Annotated in this window: 19 protein-coding genes; 10 read left to right on the plus strand and 9 right to left on the minus strand. The window is 69.4% G+C overall.

All coding sequences use genetic code 11. From position 1 onward, the window contains the following. Positions 1-3: 3 nt before the first annotated feature. Positions 4-1,326: an ABC transporter substrate-binding protein gene (locus ABD648_RS10660; protein WP_344709031.1), complete on the minus strand. Its 1,323-nt coding sequence runs from the start codon at positions 1,324-1,326 to the stop codon at positions 4-6. A gap of 123 nt (positions 1,327-1,449) precedes the next feature. Here ABD648_RS10660 and ABD648_RS10665 point away from each other — a divergent pair, with 123 nt between their 5' ends. The 7 genes from ABD648_RS10665 to ABD648_RS10695 all read left to right on the plus strand — a co-directional run bounded on the left by ABD648_RS10665 (position 1,450) and on the right by ABD648_RS10695 (position 10,022). After that, positions 1,450-2,556 carry an ROK family transcriptional regulator gene (locus ABD648_RS10665; protein WP_282214930.1) on the plus strand — a complete coding sequence of 369 codons (1,107 nt, stop codon included), beginning with the start codon at positions 1,450-1,452 and terminating at the stop codon, positions 2,554-2,556. Positions 2,557-2,650: 94 nt separating this feature from the next. Beyond that, positions 2,651-3,949 (plus strand): glycoside hydrolase family 16 protein, encoded by a 1,299-nt coding sequence (locus ABD648_RS10670; protein WP_282214931.1) that lies wholly within the window; start codon positions 2,651-2,653, stop codon positions 3,947-3,949. A 52-nt stretch (positions 3,950-4,001) separates the two neighbouring features. Beyond that, a complete protein-coding gene (locus ABD648_RS10675; RefSeq protein ID WP_282214932.1) occupies positions 4,002-4,643 on the plus strand; it encodes a hypothetical protein in 642 nt (213 codons plus the stop codon). Positions 4,644-4,688: 45 nt separating this feature from the next. Next, positions 4,689-5,726, plus strand: a complete 1,038-nt coding sequence (locus ABD648_RS10680) for an FUSC family protein (RefSeq protein WP_282214933.1) — start codon at positions 4,689-4,691, stop codon at positions 5,724-5,726. A gap of 54 nt (positions 5,727-5,780) precedes the next feature. After that, positions 5,781-6,449: a DNA alkylation repair protein gene (locus ABD648_RS10685; RefSeq protein ID WP_282214934.1), complete on the plus strand. Its 669-nt coding sequence runs from the start codon at positions 5,781-5,783 to the stop codon at positions 6,447-6,449. Positions 6,450-6,463: 14 nt separating this feature from the next. Then, positions 6,464-7,177, plus strand: a complete 714-nt coding sequence (gene deoD, locus ABD648_RS10690; protein ID WP_282214935.1) for a purine-nucleoside phosphorylase — start codon at positions 6,464-6,466, stop codon at positions 7,175-7,177. Between the two features lie 277 nt (positions 7,178-7,454). Further along, positions 7,455-10,022: a DEAD/DEAH box helicase gene (locus ABD648_RS10695; protein WP_282214936.1), complete on the plus strand. Its 2,568-nt coding sequence runs from the start codon at positions 7,455-7,457 to the stop codon at positions 10,020-10,022. Here the strand turns inward: ABD648_RS10695 and ABD648_RS10700 are convergent. The 4 genes from ABD648_RS10700 to ABD648_RS10715 are packed head-to-tail and all read right to left on the minus strand — an operon-like array spanning position 10,019 to position 13,372. Further along, on the minus strand, positions 10,019-10,582 hold the full coding sequence (locus ABD648_RS10700) for a GNAT family N-acetyltransferase (protein WP_282214937.1): 564 nt from the start codon (positions 10,580-10,582) through the stop codon (positions 10,019-10,021). The genes ABD648_RS10695 and ABD648_RS10700 overlap by 4 nt on opposite strands. 5 nt (positions 10,583-10,587) lie before the next feature. Beyond that, complete coding sequence (locus ABD648_RS10705; RefSeq protein WP_282214938.1) at positions 10,588-11,586, minus strand: D-alanine--D-alanine ligase family protein; 999 nt, start codon at positions 11,584-11,586, stop codon at positions 10,588-10,590. Continuing rightward, a complete protein-coding gene (gene alr / locus ABD648_RS10710; protein WP_282214939.1) occupies positions 11,583-12,707 on the minus strand; it encodes an alanine racemase in 1,125 nt (374 codons plus the stop codon). Before alr ends, ABD648_RS10705 begins: the two co-directional genes overlap by 4 nt. Next, the gene (locus ABD648_RS10715; protein ID WP_282214940.1) at positions 12,704-13,372 is read right to left on the minus strand and encodes a M15 family metallopeptidase; all 669 of its coding nucleotides are present in this window, start codon (positions 13,370-13,372) and stop codon (positions 12,704-12,706) included. The genes alr and ABD648_RS10715 overlap by 4 nt, the downstream gene beginning before the upstream one ends. Positions 13,373-13,459: 87 nt before the next feature. On the opposite strand from ABD648_RS10715, the gene ABD648_RS10720 reads away from it, so the two are divergent. Both ABD648_RS10720 and ABD648_RS10725 read left to right on the plus strand, forming a co-directional pair. Next, the gene (locus tag ABD648_RS10720) at positions 13,460-14,131 is read left to right on the plus strand and encodes a response regulator transcription factor (protein ID WP_282214941.1); all 672 of its coding nucleotides are present in this window, start codon (positions 13,460-13,462) and stop codon (positions 14,129-14,131) included. Between the two features lie 10 nt (positions 14,132-14,141). After that, a complete protein-coding gene (locus ABD648_RS10725; protein ID WP_282214942.1) occupies positions 14,142-15,218 on the plus strand; it encodes a sensor histidine kinase in 1,077 nt (358 codons plus the stop codon). A 272-nt stretch (positions 15,219-15,490) separates the two neighbouring features. Here the strand turns inward: ABD648_RS10725 and ABD648_RS10730 are convergent, their stop codons facing one another. Next, positions 15,491-16,147, minus strand: coding sequence for an FMN-dependent NADH-azoreductase (locus tag ABD648_RS10730; RefSeq protein ID WP_282214943.1), 657 nt, complete (start codon positions 16,145-16,147; stop codon positions 15,491-15,493). Positions 16,148-16,223: 76 nt separating this feature from the next. On the opposite strand from ABD648_RS10730, the gene ABD648_RS10735 reads away from it, so the two are divergent. Continuing rightward, on the plus strand, positions 16,224-16,562 hold the full coding sequence (locus tag ABD648_RS10735; RefSeq protein WP_282214944.1) for a winged helix-turn-helix transcriptional regulator: 339 nt from the start codon (positions 16,224-16,226) through the stop codon (positions 16,560-16,562). 34 nt (positions 16,563-16,596) lie between these two features. Here the strand turns inward: ABD648_RS10735 and ABD648_RS10740 are convergent, their stop codons facing one another. The 3 genes from ABD648_RS10740 to ABD648_RS10750 form a co-directional block, all read right to left on the minus strand. Next, complete coding sequence (locus ABD648_RS10740; RefSeq protein WP_282214945.1) at positions 16,597-17,415, minus strand: AraC family transcriptional regulator; 819 nt, start codon at positions 17,413-17,415, stop codon at positions 16,597-16,599. Further along, entirely contained in the window at positions 17,412-17,855 is a 444-nt protein-coding gene (locus tag ABD648_RS10745) for a GyrI-like domain-containing protein (RefSeq protein WP_282214946.1), read from the minus strand. Before ABD648_RS10745 ends, ABD648_RS10740 begins: the two co-directional genes overlap by 4 nt. A gap of 86 nt (positions 17,856-17,941) precedes the next feature. Further along, positions 17,942-19,495 carry an SDR family NAD(P)-dependent oxidoreductase gene (locus ABD648_RS10750; RefSeq protein WP_282214947.1) on the minus strand — a complete coding sequence of 518 codons (1,554 nt, stop codon included), beginning with the start codon at positions 19,493-19,495 and terminating at the stop codon, positions 17,942-17,944. Between the last annotated feature and the right edge of the window lies 1 nt (position 19,496).

Genomic DNA, 19,496 nt, shown 5'->3' on the forward strand with positions numbered 1-19,496 from the left:
GGATCAGCCGGCGTGCGCTGCGGCCCAGTCGGCCTGGATCGAAGCGATGAAGTCGCCCACCGACATCTGCCCGGCGATGAGCTGCTGCGTGCCCGCCTTGAGGGCATCGTTCATCGTCGCTGTCGCGTTGTTGTTGAATGCGACGAGACCGTCGGCTTCGGCGATCTCCGCCCAGGCGGCGACGATGTCGCCCTGGAGGGTCCCTTCCTCTGCGACGGCGACCGTTGGGTCGTCGGGCATGAACCCCTGCGCGAACTGCTGCTCACTCGCCTCCGGCGAGCGGAGGAAGTCGAGGAAGGCCGCGGCCTCGTTCGGGTGCTCGCTCTGCGTCGAGATCGCATAGGCGACCGACGTGCCGATCCCGGTGATGTTCTCACCCGGGAACGGGAGGAAACCAGCGTCATCGCCCAAACCCTCACCGATCTTGCCGGCATCCCAGATGCCGTCCACCAGGAAGAGGCCCTTGCCGCCGATGAAGTTGTCCACCGCGCCCTGGAGGTCGGTGCCGTTCACGGTCGTCGGGTCGCCCAGGTAGCCGGCCGTCTGCCAGTCCGCGAGAGTCTGTGCGGCATCGTGGTTCGCCTCGGTGTCGAAGGTCGCACCCGCATGCCCGAAGGCCCAGGCATTGGCCGTGTCGGCTCCCGACGCGCCCTGTCCCAGCAGCTGGACGACGAAGGCGGCGTGCCCCTCGGCGTTTCCGACCTGCACCGGAAGCGCGCCGGCCGCGTTCGCGGTCTTCAGAGCCGCCTCGAACTCGGTCAGCGACGTCGGCGCGTCGATGCCCAGTTCGGCGGCGATCGCCTTGTTGTAATAGGTGCCGACGAGCGAGAACCCGGCGGGGGCCGCGTAGAGCGCTCCCCCATCGCCGAGGGTCGTCCCGTTATCGGCGACGCGCCACTGGTTGAGCTGGTTGGCGGGGAAGAAGTCATTCCAGCCGTAGAGGTCGGCGTAGTCGTCGAGCGGCAGGACGAGCTTGTTCTTGACCGTGTTGGCGACCGCGTTCAGGAGCACGATGTCGGGCGACTGATCGCTGGAGAGGTTGAGATTGACGCTCTGGTTGTAGTCCTCGTAGTTGGTCTGCGAGTACTCGATGGTGATGTTGGGATGCTCGGTCTCGAACGCAGCGATCGTCGCTTCGGTGGCCGCACCGGATTCCGGCGTGGACATCAGGGTGAGCGTGATGTCGTCGGTCGTCAGCTCGGTGCTGGCGTCGGGGGCGGCGCCGGCGCCGGTCGTGGTCGCGCCGGGCGTGCAGGCCGTGAGAGCAAGGCCGAGGAGGGCGCCCGCCGCCAGAGGGGCGAGGACGAGTCGCGTGCGTCTTTGCATGGAGTGTCGCTTTCGGGTGGAGGAGAGATTCTATTTTGCAACTCTCCGTGGTAATTCCCAAAGATAGGTCAGTGGTCCGATCGTGTCAAGCCGCACCGTCAGCGGATGTGGTAGTCAGGACACGTGACCTCACCCGCACTCGGAACCGATCTCGCCGCCATGCGGCGACTCAACGGTCAGGCCGTGTTGACCACGCTCTGGGATGAGGGCGGCCCACTCACCGCGAGCCGCCTCGCCGCGTCGACCGAGCTCTCCCGCACCACGGTCGAAGCCGTCCTCGCCGAGCTGCTCGATGCCGACCTGATCCGCTCCGAGCAGCTGCGGCCACGAGGGGCGGGGCGACCCGCACGCGGATACCGGCTGGCTGCGGACCGGGGCGTGTCCGTCGGGATCGACATCGGCCCGCACGGGATCGCCGGGATCGCGGGCGACCTGCGAGGCACGGTCACCGCACCGCACAGACGCATCGAACAGGATCTCTCCGGCGGCGCAGACGCCGTCACGGCCATCACCGAGATCGTCGAAGCGCTGCTCGAGGAGTCGACAGCGTCGCCCCGTGAACTGGCGGCGCTCACCGTCGGGATCCCCGGCATCGTCGACGCCGACGGTCACCCCGTGAAGACGACGGTGGTTCCCGACTGGTTGGCTGTCGACATCGATGCGCACCTGCGGCGGATGTTCCCCGGCGCCACGATCGCCTTCGACAACGACACCAAGCTCGCCGCGTTCGCCGAGATCGAGAACGGTGCGATCGGCGCCGACGAGACTGCCGTGCTGCTGCGCATCGGGAATCGGATCTCCGCCGCGTCGGTCGTCGAGGGAAGGGTGGCTCGAGGGGCGCACGGAGCTGCCGGTGAGATCGGCGCTCTACAACGGGTGGCCTGGCCACAGGCGCAGCAGCGCCTGTCCGCCCGAGCCGAGGACGGTCTGGAGCTCCTGTTCCGCCGGCACGGCGGCAGCGACGAGGCGATCGCCGAGTTCGCCGCCGGGATCGCCGACGGCCTGGGTGCGCTCGTGCTCGCCATCGACCCGCACGCGGTCGTCGTGAGCAGCAGCATTCCCGAGGCATCCGATCGACTCGCCGATGCCCTGCGCTCCGAACTCGCCGGACGGGCACTCTTCGTGCCCGAGCTCCGCACCTCGTCGCTTGGAGCAGCCGCCCCCTGCCTCGGCGCCCTGGCCGTCAGCAGCGTCTCGGCGCGAAAGCGGTTGTTCTCGCAAGAGTATTGACAATTACGTCAGAGTCCGGGTTAATTGTCCTCGCTGGTCGATGAGTGTTCTTCGCGACCAGATCCACGATCAGAGTCGATCCCGAGGAGCCCCCGTGACCCGCCGAAACCCTGCCCGTATCCGCACCCGCAGACTCGCCGCATCCACCATCATCGCGACGACCGTGGGCGCGCTGGTCCTGTCTGGACCAGCCGCCTGGGCGGCGGACACGCCACCGAACCCGGACTCGAAGCCGGGCTACACCCTGGACTTCGCCGAAGAGTTCTCCGGGACGACCCTGAACACCGACAAGTGGATGCCGAACTACCTGCCGCACTGGGTCCCCGCCGAAGACTTCGCAGACACCGCCGCGCGCTACACGATCTCCGACGGCACCATCAAGCTGCGCGTCGAGCAGAACCAGCCGCCGTGGAACCCGGATCAGGACGGAACGGTGGTCTCGTCGGCCATCCAGACCTACAACCAGAACAACTGGCACCCGTTCAACTCCTCGGCGGTCAACCGCAACAGCCTGCCGACGTTCAACGGCTATTCCACCAAGTACGGGTACGTCGAGGTCAGGGCGAAGAACTCGAACGCCGGCGGCGGCGGCCACCAGGCGCTCTGGCTGGTCGGGACCAACACGACCGGCGGGCAGTCCGAGATCGACATGATCGAGACGTTCTTCAGCACGCCGAACAGCTGGCGCATCGCCGCATATGGCTGGGGAGACCCCAACTTCCTCGGTTCCTGGTCCCTCGACACGGTGCCGGTGTCCGGATCGCCCACGACCGAGTTCCATGTCTACGCGATGAACTGGACGCCCACCGAGCTGAAGTTCTACTACGACGGCCAACTCGTGAAGACGCTCAACGATGCTCCGAACACCGCGATGGGCATCATCATGAACATCTACACCGGCGCGGGCTCCGGCCAGCCGAACAGCGTCTGGCCGAAGCAGTGGGAGGTCGACTACCTGCGGGTGTTCAAGGACAACGCCGGATACTCCGAGGCCGTGTCGCCGACGTGGAAGCTCATCAACAACCGCCACCGCTCCGGCGCGGTCAACGTCGAGCCGAACGACGGCCTCGTCCGATTCGGCGACGTTCCGAGCACGTATTGGAGCGCACAGTGGGTGCCCGAGACGACCTCGTCCGGCGCGACCAAGTACCGCAACCGGTGGACGAACCAGTACCTGTACACGAGCGGCTCGACGGTGCGACACGGCACAGCAGCGACGGCCGGAACCGCCGCGGAATGGTCGACGCCGTCGGCGGGCAGCGGGTACGTCCGCATCCAGAACGCCTCCGGAGCACTGCACGTGGAGAACGGCACCGGAAAGGTCGAGTTCGGCAACGTGTCGAGCTCCTGGTGGTCTTCTCACTGGCAGTTGAACGCGGCGCCCGCCAACTGAGACGACATCCCTGGGAGGGGCGCTTGAGACCCCTCCCACGAAAGGAGACGTGATGATTCCCACTCGCCGCCGCACCACCGCCGCCCTGTCCTTGGCGTTGGCGCTCATCGTGACGACCGTACTCACCGGTTGTGCGGAACCCGCGGGGACCGAGGCGGCGAGCCCGGCACCGAGCGCCTCAGCGACACCGCGATTCGACCCCGACGCGACCCTCTGGAGCATCTCATCGACCGAGGAGGCCCTGGGTCTCGACGATCCGGATGTGCAGGCGCTCCAACAGGTCGTGGCGCTGCATTCCGGCGCATCCGACAACCGCTCCCCCGCGACGGTCGCGGAGTCGGTGACCGCAGAGGAGATGTACTTCACGCCGCTGTTCAGCGAGAAGCTCGCCGCGCAGGGATACCGCGATGCCGTGGTCGCGATGTACGACGACGCCGACCTGACTATCGAGCAGACCGGGGTGGCGTGGCTGCAATCGACGATCGACGCCGATCGCCTGCACGCGACCGTGGGCTTCGAGTCGCTCTTCGCCATCGTCGAGGCCTCGGAGGGATACCTGCACGAGCTCGACGTCGACCCCGGAGCGGAGTTCGCCCAACCGCGTGAGTACTCGCTGACGAAAGTGGACGGCGTCTGGCTCATCGACGACATCTCGAAGGGACCGCTCCGCAAGTCTGCGGAACCCACCCCCTGACGACGCAGCGACGGCGAGCGGCGGCGCAGGACTACCGTGGACGACATGCGCATCCCCGCCGCCATCCGCGCCTCGCAGCGCTCCCCGCTGCTGCAGGTGGGGAAGTCGGCGGCGGCGACGATCGGCGCCTGGCTCATCGCGGGGTGGGTGTTCCCCGCCCAGCTGCCGGTGTTCGCCGCGATCGCTGCGCTGCTGGTCGTGCAGCCGAGTGTGAACCAGTCACTGTCGAAGGCGCTCGAGCGCAGCATCGGCGTGATCGCCGGCGTGCTGATCGCCGTGGCGCTCGGGCTGCTGCTCGGGTCGTCGAGCTGGGTCGTGCTGCTCGCGATCGTGGTAGCGATGCTCGTCGCCTGGCTCCTGCGCACCTCTCCGGGCACCGGCAACCAGATCGCGATCTCGGCGATGCTCGTGCTCGCGCTCGGCTCGTCCAGTCCGGAGTATGCGTTCGCCCGCATCGTCGAGACACTGATCGGCGTCGCGATCGGGCTCGTCGTGAACGCGCTCATCGTGCCGCCGGTGCTGGTCGCACCCGCGCGGCGCGACCTCGGCCTGCTCGGGAAGGAACTCGCCGCGAGTCTGGACCGCCTGGCCGACGCGCTTCCCGAGCCGCAGACTCCCGCGCGGCTGCAGGAGCTGATGCTCGAGGTGCGTCTGCTGCGCCCGATGAAGAACGCCGCCGAGGCATCCATCGTCGCCGGCGAGGAGTCGCTCACCCTGAACCCGCGCCGCTCCACGCACCGGGCGGAGTTGCGCGAGATGAGGCAGCTCCTCGATCGACTGTCGCCGATCGTGACGCAGACGATCGGCATGACGCGCGCGTACTTCGACCACTACGACGACTCCATCGGCGAGGAGCCCGTGGTCGCCGCCATCGCGGATCAGCTGCGCCGGGCAGGGCACGACGTGCGCCTGGCCGTGCAGATCGCCGACATCGCACCGGAGCCGGAAGCGCTCACCTCGGCGATCCCGGCCCTGACCGCACCGCTGGTGGTCCGCCCGCCGTCGTCGCAGCACTGGATCCTCATCGGTTCGCTCATGGAGGACCTGCGCCGCATCCACGGCGGGCTGCTCGACGAGGACTGACGTGGGAAGTGCCGACCCGCTCGCGCAGGAGGGGCCAGGCTTACTCTTGATTCCATGCCCGACACGACACTCGCGGAAGCCCTCGGCGAGCTGGCCGCGCTCGAAGACCCCAAGATGCGCGCGGCGAACGAGAAGCGCGGCGACGACCACGGCATCAACCTCAGCAGGATGCGCGCGGTGGCGAAGAAGATCAAGACCGATCAGCCGCTCGCGCAGGAGCTGTGGGGGACCGGTGAGACCGCTGCCCGGCTGCTCGCCCTGCTGATCTGCCGGCCACGCGACTTCACCGCAGACGAGCTCGACGCGATGCTCCGCGAGACGCGTCCGCCGAAGGTCAACGACTGGTTCGTGAACTACGTCGCGAAGAAGACCCCGCTCGCCGAAGAGATGCGGCTGCGCTGGTTCGACGACGCCGATCCGACGGTCGCCGCGGCCGCCTGGTCGCTGACGACGGAGCGTGTCGTCAAGAACCCCGACGGCCTCGACCTCCCCCACCTTCTCGACCTGATCGAGCGCGACATGAAGGATGCGCCGTCGCGGCTGCAGTGGTCGATGAACGAGACGCTCGCCAACATCGGCATCCACCATCCGCCGCTCCGCGTTCGCGCCCTGGAGATCGGCGAGCGCCTGCAGGTGCTGGCCGACTACCCCACCCCGCCCGGGTGCACCTCGCCGTTCGCGCCCCTGTGGATCGGCGAGATCGTGCGGCGCCGCGAAGGCTGACCTAGCCTGATGTCATGAGCACGCACATCGCCGCCGAGACCGGCCAGATCGCCCCCGTCGTCCTGTTCCCCGGTGACCCGCTGCGGGCGAAGTGGATCGCGGAGACCTTCCTCGACGACGCCGAGCTGTACACCGAGACCCGCGGGATGCTGGGCTTCACCGGCACCTGGGAGGGACAACGGATCTCGGTGCAGGGCTCGGGCATGGGCCAGCCGTCGATGGCGATCTACGCGAACGAGCTGTTCGAGTCGTACGACGTGCAGACGGTGGTGCGCGTGGGTTCGTGCGGTGCGCTGACTGAGAAGCTGGCCGTGCGCGACATCATCATCGCGAACGGCGCCTGCACCGACTCCGGCATCAACCGCGTGCGCTTCCACGGATTGGACTACGCGCCCGTCGCCGATTTCTCGCTGCTGCGCGCGGCCGTCGAGGCGAGCGAGTCGGAGCCACCGGCATCCGCTGTCCACGTGGGCCTGCTGCTGTCGAGCGACCAGTTCTACAGCACACGTCCCGAGCTCAACGAGCCGTTCGTGCAGCACGGCGTGCTGGGGGTCGAGATGGAGACGAGCGGTCTCTACACTCTCGCCGCGTACTACGGGCGACGGGCGCTCAGCATCTGCACGGTCTCCGATCACATCGTGACCGGCGAGCAGACCACGGCACAGGAGCGCGAGCAGACCTTCGGCGACATGATCCGCATCGCGCTGCGGGCCGCGACCGCGGGCTGAGCGGGGGCGCGGCCGCGGGGTTGGCCTGGTGAGCCGTTCACAACTCAGCCATTTTTCTCCGGAAGTGGCCGTGATCACCCGTTGTCCGGCCGCTGCGCCCGATCCTGGCTGAGTTATGACCGGGCGTCGGCAGGAAGCCCCTGCCGGGTTGACCGCGGCGCGCGGAATCAGGCGAACACGGCGCATCAGGCCGTTTCTCGACAGAACGGCCTGATTCCGCGTGATGGCCTGTTCCGGCACGGCGCGCGGCCGGCGCCCGGTAGGGGATGATCGAAGGATGCTCCTCGATGCGCTCCCCGACGGATCCGACCCGGATGCCGTCTACCTGGCGTTCGTCGAGTGGGCGGAGTCAACCGGCATCCGCCTCTACCCCGCCCAGGACGAGGCGGTCATCGAGATCGTCTCGGGCAACAACCTGATCCTGTCGACGCCGACCGGCACGGGGAAGTCGCTCGTCGCGGTCGGTGCGCACTTCGCCGCGCTGGTCGCCGGACGGCGGTCGTTCTACACCGCGCCGATCAAGGCGCTGGTGAGCGAGAAGTTCTTCGCCCTGGTCGACGTGTTCGGCGCACAGAACGTCGGCATGATCACCGGCGACTCCTCGGTGAACGCGGATGCACCGATCATCTGCTGCACCGCCGAGATCCTCGCGAACCTCGCGCTGCGCCAGGGCACCGACATGAACGTCGGCCAGGTCGTCATGGACGAGTTCCACTTCTACGCCGACCCGGAGCGCGGCTGGGCATGGCAGGTTCCGCTGCTCGACCTGCCGCAGGCGCAGTTCATCCTGATGTCGGCCACTCTCGGCGATGTGACCACGCTCGCCGCCGACCTCACTCGGCGCACTGGGCGCGAGACGGCATCCGTCACAGGTGTCGAGCGCCCGGTGCCACTGCACTTCTTCTACGAGACGACGCCGATCCACGAGACGATCGACGATCTGCTGAACACCGGCCAGGCGCCGATCTACGTCGTGCACTTCTCGCAGGCGGCCGCGATGGAGCGCGCGCAGGCGCTCTCGAGTACCAAGGTCGCGACGCGCGAGCAGCGCGATCAGATCGCCGACCTCATCGGCGAGTTCCGGTTCACCACGGCGTTCGGCAAGACGCTCTCCCGCTTCCTCCGCGCGGGCATCGGCGTGCACCACGCCGGCATGCTGCCGAAGTACCGGCGCCTCGTCGAGCAGCTCGCTCAGCGAGGACTGCTGCGAGTCATCTGCGGCACCGACACCCTCGGCGTCGGCATCAACGTGCCGATCCGCACCGTGCTGCTCACGGCGCTGACGAAGTTCGACGGCACGCGCATGCGGCAGCTGAACGCGCGGGAGTTCCACCAGATCGCCGGCCGAGCAGGGCGCGCGGGCTTCGACACCGCCGGCACGGTGGTCGCGCAGGCGCCCGAGCACGAGAGCGAGAACGCCGCGGCGGTCAAGAAGGCCGGCGACGACCCGAAGAAGAAGCGCAAGATCGTGCGCAAGAAGGCTCCGGACGGATTCGTGTCGTGGGGAGAGCCCTCGTTCCGCAAGCTCATCGACGCGGTGCCCGAGACACTGACCTCGCACATGCAGATCACGAGCGCCATGATGCTCAACGTGATCGCCCGCGGCGGCGACGTGTTCGCCAATATGCGCTCGCTGGTATACGACAACCATGAGCCGCGATCTCGCCAGCGCGAACTCGCGATCCGGGCGATCGGCATCTACCGCACGCTCCGCGAATCCGGGATCGTCGAGACCTTCGACGATGGGCCCCTGAGCTCGTCGAAGGGCATCCGGCTCACGGTCGACCTGCAGCCGAACTTCGCCCTCAACCAGCCGTTGTCGCCGTTCGCCCTCGCGGCGTTCGAGCTGCTCGACCCGGATGCTTCGACAGGCTCAGCGGCCCAGAACGGTGTGGGAACAGGGAACTACGCCCTCGACATGATCTCGATCGTGGAGGCGACGCTCGACGATCCGCGCGCCGTGCTGAGCCAGCAGGAGTTCCTGGCTCGCGGTGAGGCCGTCGCCGCGATGAAGTCCGAGGGGATCGAATACGACGAGCGGATGGAGCTGCTCGAGCAGGTCACGTATCCGAAGCCCCTCGACGAGCTCCTCACGGCCGCGTTCGAGACCTTCAGTGCGGCCCAGCCGTGGATCCGCGACTTCGAGCTGCACCCCAAGTCCGTGGTGCGCGACATGTACGAACGAGCCATGTCGTTCGGGGAATATGTCGCCTACTACAAGATCGCCCGTTCCGAGGGCGTCGTGCTCCGTTACCTCTCCGACGCCTACCGCGCGGCCTCGCAGACCATCCCCGAAGAGCTGAAGGACGAGGATCTCCGCGACCTCATCGAGTGGCTCGGCGAGCTCGTGCGGCAGGTCGACTCGAGCCTGCTCGACGAGTGGGAAGAGCTGCGGGCCGGTATCGACAACGGCCGCTTCGACGATGGGTCCCTGAGCCTGTCGAAGGGCGACGAGCCGATCGTGCCGCCCGCACCCAAGCGCCTCACGAGCAACGTGCGCGCCTTCCGCATCCTGGTGCGCAACGAGCTGTTCCGGCGCGTGCAGCTGGCCGCTCGCGAAGACGTGGATGCCCTCGCCGAACTCGACCCGGCGTTCGGCGCCGACGCGTGGTCGGCAGCGCTCGACGGCTACTTCGACGACCACGACGAGATCCTCACCGGGGCGGACGCGCGCAGCTCGAAGCTCCTGATCCTCGAGCAGGGCAGCGCGCAGTGGACTGCGCGTCAGATCCTCGACGACCCTGCCGGCGATCACGACTGGGGCATCTCCGCGACCGTAGACCTGGCGGCATCCGACGAGGCCGGCGAAGCCGTGCTCACCGTGACCGGGGTCGACCGGCTCTAGGTGGTCCGCCGGGTAACCGGCCGATCGATGCGCGACACCACGTGCAGCGGCGGATCGATCGGGTTGTCCGGCTCCATGTCCCCCTCGCCCACCCGGCGGAATCCGGCCTTCTCGAGCGCGCGCCACGAGCCGACGTTCCCCGCGACGACCGGCACGATGATCGCCGGGGCGAGCGGGTACCGCTCCCAGGTCTCGGCGACGACGGCGCGGATGAGAGCCGTGCCGAGGCCGCGCCCGGTGTTCCCGAGATCCGCGATCAGATAGTCGATCGTCACCGCTTCCTCGGGGACGTCGACGATCGCCGAGAGCTCCTCGAAGTCCTCGGCGTAGTCCGCGATGCGCGAGCGCTGCACCAGCGCCCCCGGCACGCCGTCGAACGACACGACCAGATCCTCCCCCGCCTCCTCGCCGCGCGTGCCCGGACCGAAATCGCGCGCCACACCCTCCGGCGAGAAGTCGTGGTGCCAGTACCGGTGCACGTGCGGCCGCGACAGCCAGTCCGCGAGCAGCCCGAAGTCGCTCTCCACGACGGGACGCCAGGTGATGTGTGGGCCGGCCATGCTTCCTAGGATCCCACTCCCGCGAAACCGTAGGTCGAGTTCGCCGCCCCGGGAACGCGGGCACCTGCGACCAGCCGCCCCACGAGGTCGGTGTACTCGACGCCCGCCCCCGCGAACATCCGCGGCACCTGCGATGCCGCGGTCAGTCCTGGCATGGTGTTGACCTCGTTGAGCACCGGGCCGTCGTCGGTGAGGAAGAAGTCCATCCGTGCGACGCCCGCGCAGCCGAGCGCGTCGAACACGGCGATGGCCGCACGCTGGAGAGCCGATGTCTCCGCGGCGTCGAGCTGTGCAGGAACGGTGAACCGCGCACTCCCGTCGTACTTCGTCGCGGTGTCGAAGAGCCCGGATGCATGGATCTCCAGCGGCGGTGCCGCCCAGCGGATGCCGCCCGCTTCACGGAGCACGGCGACGTCGATCTCGCGCGCCCGCACGACCTCCTCCACGAGGATGCGTCGATCGAACCGTGCCGCGGTGCGCAGTGCGTCGAGCAGCTCCGACTCCTCCGTGACGAGGCTCACACCGTAGCTCGAACCGGCCGACACCGGCTTGACGACCACCTCGCACTCGAACTCCGCGTCGCCGATGTCCTCGACCGAGATGACCCTGCCGCGAGCGGTGCGGACGCCGACGGCATCCGCCACCAGTTTCGTCGCCCACTTGTCCATGCCGATCGCTCCCGCGTGCAGGTCCGATCCCACGATCCGCGCGCCGACGAGCGCGGCCAGCGCGGCGAGGGCGCCGTCCTCGCCGAGCGATCCATGCACGGCAGGGAATATGACGTCGGCCTCGGCGATCAGCGGCAGCGCGAGACCGAGCGACTCAATCGGCGACGCGCATGGAGGAAGGCCGTCCGCCCGCCAGATCCCCTCGCGGTCGATGGTCAGCGTGCTCACGGTGTGGCCGCTGAGCCGCAGTGCCGCGGCGACCGCGGCGGCCGACGCCAGCGACACCTCGTGCTCGGCGTTCTGCCCTCCCCCGATGACCAGCACGCGCGGCGTCATGCGATGCTCCGCTGCACCCGCGCACCGACGCGGGTCACGATCGTGTGCGGGATGGTGCCAGCCCACCGCGCCCACTCCTGCACCGAAGGCACCGCGCCAGCCTCCGGACCGAACACGGTCGCCGTCGTGCCGCGCGGGAACAGCGCATCCCCCGTGTCGACGACGATCTGGTCCATCGACACCCTCCCGACCAGCGGATGCCGCGCCCCGCCGATCTCCACGGACGCGCCCTCGCCGACCTCCCGGGGGATGCCGTCGGCGTAGCCCACACCGATGACGGCGAGGCCCGTCGGCCGTGTCGTCAGGTGCGTCCCGCCGTACCCGATGGGTGTGCCGGCCGGCACGGACGAGCTGTGCACGACCGACGCCGTGAACCGCGATGCGCCCGTCAGCGCGATCGACTCCGAGGGGTCGATGCCCACGATTCCCGCGCCGATGCGTACGAGGTCGAAGTGCGTCGCCGGATCGGTCAGCGCGCCCGCGGTCGCGGCCAGGTGCACGAGCAGGGGCCCGAACCCCGCCCTCAGCACCGCATCACGCGCCTGCCGCATCCGCAGCACCGCCGCCTCGTTCGCGCGGGGGTCGCCCTCATCGGCGCACGGCAGATGCCCCATCACCCCCACGATCTCGACGCGCCCCCTCCCCTGCCTCGCGACCCGAAGCAGCTCGGGCCAGTCGTCGAGCGGGCATCCTTCTCGCGACATGCCGGTGTCCAGGTGCAGGTGCACCCGCAGCGGGGAGTCCGCGTCCACGACCAGTCGGCGCAGCTCCTCGACCGATCCGACCGCGATGTCGACGCCGTGCGCCGCCGCCTCGACCGCGTCCACCCCTGCAGGGTTCAGCCACGACAGGATCGGCTCCGTGAGACCGGCCTCCCGCAGCGCGACGGCCTCCGCGACATCGGTGACCCCGAGCCACTCCGCGCCGGCGCCCACCGCCGCCCGCGCCACGGCGACCGCGCCGTGTCCGTAGCCGTCGGCTTTCACCACGGCCATGATGCGGGCGTCGGTTCCGACCCGCACGCGGCGCACGTTCTCCGCAACGGCGGCGGGCAAGGTGCGGAGCAGGGGCGCGGGGAGCAGCGAGAGCGTGGTGCGCTCCGCGGCGAGCAGGGCGGTCATGGCTGCATCCTCGGGTCTTCGGTGGGGTCGGAGTACATCTCGGGACACCCCTCGGTGACGGCATCCGGTCGCAGCTCGTAGTGCCAGGGCTCATTGGCGTAGGTCTGGCACAGCCCGTAGTCCGCACCGAACTGCGCGAGCCAGTCGAGGGTGGGGAGCGGGCCCATGTCGACGGCATCACCGGACACGTGGGCCGACGTCTGCGGAGTGGCGACCCAGCGCGCCGCCTCGGCCTCCGAGCCGTACTGGACGATCGCATCCTGCATCATCCGCTCCTGCAGCGCCGCCGAACGCCACCCGCTGTTCACTCGGAACTCGAGTCCGTCGGCCGCGGCGTCGTTCGCGGCACGCTGCAGCGCGTCGAGCAGGGCCGGGTCGAGGTTGGCGATCGCGACTCCTGCGGTGTCGAACACGGTGGGCTCGTCGCCGTCGCGGATCACGCCGTCGGCATCGCTCGGGGCGACGACCGAGCCGGTGACGTCCTGCGGAGGGGGCCCGGCGGTCTCGCCCGTCGCGTTCTCCTGCGAGGAGACCGAGGCGGATGCCGCGACCAGCGACTGCTGCACGGCGAACGCGAGGATCAGGACCGCGGCGAGCGCGATCGCCGCGACGAGGAGTCGGCGGCGGCGGATGCGGCGGCGGGGATGGCTGGTGCTGCTGTTCATGTCTCCAGTGAAGAAGGACGGCTGTTGCCCGGTCGTATGCGCTTTTCCATACGCTCCCGATATGTCCGGGTGCGTAGGATCGCAGCCATGCGTGTGCTGATCGTCGAGGACGAGCCCTACCTCGCCGAGGCGGTCCGCGACGGGCTGCGCCTGGAGGCGATCGCCGCAGACATCGCGGGCGACGGCGACACGGCTCTCGAGCTGCTGAGCATCAACGCCTACGACATCGCGGTCCTCGACCGCGATGTGCCCGGCCCCTCCGGCGACGACATCGCGCGGTGGATCGTGGCCTCGGGCAGCGGCATCCCGATCCTCATGCTGACCGCCGCGGACCGGCTCGACGACAAGGCGTCGGGGTTCGAGATCGGCGCCGACGACTACCTGACCAAGCCGTTCGAGCTGCGGGAGCTGGTGCTGCGGCTGCGCGCTCTCGACCGCCGCCGGCAGCGCGCACGGCCGCCGGTGCTCGAGGTCGCGGGTCTCCGCCTCGATCCGTTCCGCCGCGAGGTGTACCGCGACGAACGCTACGTCGCCCTCACCCGCAAGCAGTTCGCGGTGCTCGAGGTGCTCGTCGACGCCGGTGGCGGAGTGGTGAGCGCCGAGGAACTGCTCGAGCGCGCGTGGGATGAGAACGCGGACCCGTTCACGAACGCCGTGCGCATCACGGTGTCGTCGCTGCGGAAGCGGCTCGGGGAGCCCTGGCTGATCCTCACCGTGCCCGGCGTCGGGTACCGCATCGGGACGGATGCCGATGCCTAGGCGGGCCGGGATGAGCGCCCGACTCAAGCTCACGCTGAGCTACGCGGGGATCGTCGTCTTCTCCGGCATCCTGCTTCTCGCCGCCGTCGGCCTCTTCCTGCTGCGCTACGTGCCGGACGCGCAGATCGTGGCCGACATCTTCGTTCCCAACCGCTCGGATCTGCTGCGCGCCTTCGTGCCCGTTGCGGGTGCCGTGATGGTCGTGCTGATCGCCCTGGGACTCGGCGGCGGCTGGCTTCTCGCGGGACGGATGCTGGCGCCGCTCGACCGGATCAGCGACGCGGCGAAGCTCGCGACGCAGGGTTCGCTGTCGCATCGCGTCGCGCTCGAGGGTCCGCGCGACGAGTTCCGCGACCTCGCCGACGTCTTCGACTCGATGCTCGAGCAGCTCGAGGCGCAGGTTGCCGAGCAGCAGCGCTTCGCCGCGAACGCCTCGCACGAGCTGCGCACCCCGCTGGCGATCTCGCAGACGATGCTGGAGGTCGCCCGCACCGACCCCGACCGCGATGTCGACGCGCTGATCTCCCGCCTGCAGGAGGTCAACGCCCGCGCGATCGAGCTCACCGAGGCGCTGCTCCTGCTCAGCCGTGCCGAGCGCCGGTCATTCACCCGGGAGGTCGTCGATCTGTCGCTCCTGGCCGAGGAGGCCGTCGAGGCGCTCCTGCCTCTCGCGGACCGACGCGGTGTCGCCGTCGAGGTGGGCGGTGCCGCCGCTCCGGTGCTGGGGTCGTCCGCACTTCTGCAGCAGCTGGTCACGAACCTCGTGCTGAATGCGATCGTGCACAACCTGCCGGCCGGAGGTGCGGTGGCGGTGCGCACGCACGCGACGCCGCACGCCGTGGCGCTGGTGGTCGAGAACACCGGCGAGGTGCTGCCGGCCTATCGCGTGGCGACGCTCACGGAGCCGTTCCAGCGGGGTGCCGAGCGCACGCGTGACGAGGACCACGCCGGGGTCGGGCTCGGACTCGCGATCGCGCAGCGCATCACCCAGGCCCACGGCGGTTCCCTCGTGCTCACTCCGCGGGCGGACGGCGGTCTGATCGTGACGGTGTGGCTGCCGCATCCGTACCCGTCGCCGCTCGGCTGACGGTTCCCCGCCGATCGGGTAGGCCGCCGGGACAGTTGTCGGGCCGTTTCACGGATGCAGGTCCAGAATGCCCTTCCGGACCTGCATCCGTGATTTCGACCTGCAAAGCGTGCCGAGCGGATGCCGGGAGCAGCGGATGCCGGGGCGGCGGCTCTGCCGCTCGCAACAGGTTCTGCGGCCATCCCGAACTTCTGCGGCCCGCTCCCCCGATTCGGGCCGCAGAAGGTGCAGATGGCCGCAGAAGTTGTGGCCTGGCGACCGTGCGCCAGAACTCAGGCGACCTGCGAGCCCCGCAGCGCGGCGACCTCGCGGCCGTACGTGACCGCGTCGGTCTCGGCGGCCTCCTTGAGCTCCTGCGCGGTGTCGGCGAACGCGTCGAGTGCCGGGTTCACGCCCACGAGCGTGAAGGGACGCTGCACGACGCGCAGGTCGAGGCCCCAGACGTCTGCCAGCACGCGGCGCAGCCAGCCGGTCGAGTGGTCCCAGCCGTCCTTGGGCGTGCCGGGGGCGTAGTTTCCGCCGAGCACCGTGACCAGGGTCGCCGGCTTACCCCGGAGCGCAGTGCCCGTCGGGTCGATCCGCGGGTCCGTGTAGGCGAGGTCGAACCAGGTCTTGAAGTGCTGCGAGACGCCGTAGTTGTAGAGCGGCACGGCGAACAGCAGCGCGTCGGCGCCGATCAGCTCGTCGGCGAAGCTCGTCGCGAGCGCGCGGGCCTCGTTCTGCGCCGGAGTGCGCTGTGCCGCGTCGACGAAGCCGCCGGTGACGGCATCCGCCCAGGCCGTCGCGGGCACCGGGTCGGCCGCGAGGTCGCGACGCGTGACCGTCGAGTCGGGGTGGGATGCCGTCCACTCGGCCTCGACGAGGTCGGCGAGTGCGCGGCTGGCGGACGACGCGGGAAGGATGCTGGCATCCAGGCGGAACAGGGACATGTCGAACCTCTCGTTTTCGTAGGCGCTAGGTTTTTCTTAGCGGCAGTGGTTAACGTAGCACGAGTAGGATGGGGGCATGCCCGAGATCGAGGAGGCGGTGCAACGGTGCGACGCCGCCGTCACACTGGCCTTCAGCGTGCTCGGCAAACGGTGGAACGGCATGATCGTGGCCTCGCTCGGCGCCGGCCCCTCGACCTTCGTCGCCCTACGCCGCGCGGTCGCCGGAATCAGCGACACGGTCCTCTCCGACCGCCTCGCCGAGCTCGCCGAAACCGGGCTCGTGGCCCGCACGGTCGACGCGGGACCCCCGGTCACCGTGTCGTACGCACTCACCGCGAGCGGACGGGGACTGCTCCCGATACTCGATCAGCTCGGCGAGTGGGCCTCGGCGAACCTGGAGCGGCGCGAGGTCTGAACCCTCGGCGAGGCCACACAGCCGCCGCGTCGGGTCATACGAGCGGCAGGATGATCTCCGTCACGGATGCCGTCGGCGCCGTGTCGGCCGGATCCGTGAGGTACTCCTCGAACACAGGATGATCGCGCGGTTCCTCCCCGGACGACGGCAGCCAGACTCCGTAGAGCCACCGGTAGGCGCGGTGCATCGACGAGTACGGCCCGACGTAGCGCAGCACCGCGTGCCGTCCGGCGGGGATCGTCCGTGCGTGCAGGGGCTCCGGCACCACGGCATCCGCGTGGATGACCACGCCCGCCGAGGAGCGGAGCGCACCGGCAGGAACGGCATCCGCATCGTCTTCGTAGATCGCGATCATCCGTCCGGCAGGACCCATCCGATCGCGGACGCGAGCGAACGCCCTGCCGATGTCGATGTAGGCGCCGCGGTGGTCGGACATCGCGAGCGTGGTCGCCGGCAGAACGCGGATCTCCACGGGGTGCGCCGACAGCGCCTGGTCGCTCTGCCGGCGGAACTGCACGTGCGCACCGCTCTCGCGGAACCTTCTCGGAGGCATTCCGTAGGCACGGGTCAGGGCACGGGTGAACGTCTCCGTCCCCGAGAACCCCGACCGGCGGGCGATGCGCGCAATCGGCAGATCCGTCTCCACGAGGAGTGCCGCCGCCCGCTCCAGGCGCAGTCGGTGCACGGTCTGCGCGGCGGTCTCCCCTCGCGCAGCGCGGTAGAGGCGGTGCCAATGGAAGGCGGAGAAGCGCGCGACCCCGGCGAGGATGTCGAGGTCGAGATCGTCGTCGAGATGGTCGTAGATGTACGCGGTCACGGCATCGAGCTGCTGCTGATACTGAGCGGCCTTCACGAAGCAGAGCGTAGTCCGAGCGAGATCTCGATGGTGCCGTCGGCCGCATATCGCTCGAAATCGGCGAGGTAGCTCAGGTCGAGATCGCTCCGGGACCAGATCTCCTGCCAGGCGGCGCCGACGAGATCGGGACGGCCGGGTTCGAGCGACACGATCTCGCGCGCGGATGCCGGCACGACGACAGCAGTGAGGTCGGCCGGGATCGTCGCCGGATCATCCACGCGATACCCGATGACCAGCGTGTAGTCGCCGAGGTTGTCGATGCCGGCGTGCTCATGCTCGGCGTAGACGGCATACAGGTCGCCGTCGGCACGCAGTCGCCCCGCGAGGTCAGCCCGCTGGAAGGCTTCCCAGTGCGGCGGGATGGTCGTCGCCGCTTCCCGGTTGCTCGTGCGCAGCGGCAGTCCGACGACGGTGAATTCTTCCTGTGTGGTTCGCATGGTTCCAGCCTGCCCACGACCGCTTGACGATTCTTGCGCTGTCGCGATGCGGCATCCGCCGTTTCCTCGACGGCGCCCCCGTCGACTCACCAGGGGCTGGGCTCGTAGTCCTTCAGGAACACGCCGTGGATGTCTTCGCCCGCCTCGCCGCGCACGATCGGGTCGTACACGCGGGCCGCGCCGTCGACCAGGTCGAGCGGGGCGTGGAAGCCCTCTTCGGCGAGCCGCACCTTCGTGTAGTGCGGGCGTTCGTCGGTGATCCAGCCGGTGTCGACGGCGGTCATCAGGATGCCATCGGTCTCGAGCATCTCGCCGGCGCTGGTGCGCGTGAGCATGTTCAGCGCGGCCTTCGCCATGTTCGTGTGCGGATGCCCCGGCCCCTTGTACCGGCGGGAGAACTGCCCCTCCATCGCCGACACGTTCACGACGTATTTGCGGTGGGAATCGGATGCCGCCATCGACGCGCGCAGCCGGCTGATCAGCAGGAACGGCGCCGTGGTGTTGGCGAGCTGCACCTCGAGCATCTCGAGCGGATCGACCTGATCGATCGACTGCACCCAGCTGTTGGTGCGGTTGACATCCGGGACCAGTCCGCCCGCGTCGATCGCCGTGCCGTCGGCGTGCTTCTCGAGCGAAGACGACCCCGGGGCCATGGCGAGACGTGCGAGGTCCTCCGCGGTGAGCGCCTGACCGCCCTGCTCGGCGACCGTGCCGCCGAGCGCGGCGACCGACAGCAGCGGATGCGCGTCGACCGAGGCCTGCAGCGCCTGCGGGTGCGGGTCGGCGGTGTGCCCGAAGGTCTCCATCTCAGGCAGCGGACCGTCGGGCAGCGGCTGCAGCTCGGCATCCGCCAGCAGCGAGTACGAGCCCGGCGAACGCCGCACGGTCTGCGCCGCGTTGTTGATGAGGATGTCGAGCGGTCCCTGTGCGGCGACCGAGTCGGCGAGCCCGATCACCTGGGCGGGGTCGCGCAGGTCGATGCCGACCACGCGCAGCCGGTGCAGCCAGTCGGCTGAGTCGGGGAGGGCCGAGAACCGGCGCACCGCATCGCGCGGGAAGCGCGTCGTGATCGTGGTGTGCGCGCCGTCGCGCAGCAGCCGCAGCGCGATGTGCATGCCGATCTTGGCGCGACCTCCGGTGAGCAGGGCGCGCTTGCCGGTGAGGTTGGTGCGGGCGTTGCGCTTGCCGTGGCTGAAGCGCGCGCAGTCGGGGCACAGCTGGTGGTAGAACGCGTCGACCACCGTGTACGGCTGCTTGCAGATGTAGCAGTTGCGGGGCTTCAGCAGCTCGCCCGCGATCGGGGCATCCACCACGCTCGTCGCGAGGTCGTGCCCACGCGTCTCGTCGTCGATGCGGTCGGGAGCGCCGGTCGCGGTGCGGGCGACGACGGCCTTGTCGGCCTCGGCGATCGCGTCGCGGATCTCCTTGCGGCGCACGCGCTTGACGGCCTTGAACATCGCCGCGGTGGCGTGGCGTACGGCGACGAAGTCCGGATGCTCGTTGTCGATCTCATGCAGCTGCGACAGCACCCGCAGGGTCGTGGCGAGATCGTCGGGGTCGACACCGGCACCGAACTCGGGGTTCTCGAGCCCTGTTCCCGGGTCTCCGAGCTCGTCGAAGGGTCCAGGTGCGTCGGTCATT

It is taken from the genome of Microbacterium luteolum, from assembly GCF_039533965.1.
Taxonomy (GTDB): Bacteria; Actinomycetota; Actinomycetes; order Actinomycetales; family Microbacteriaceae; genus Microbacterium; species Microbacterium luteolum.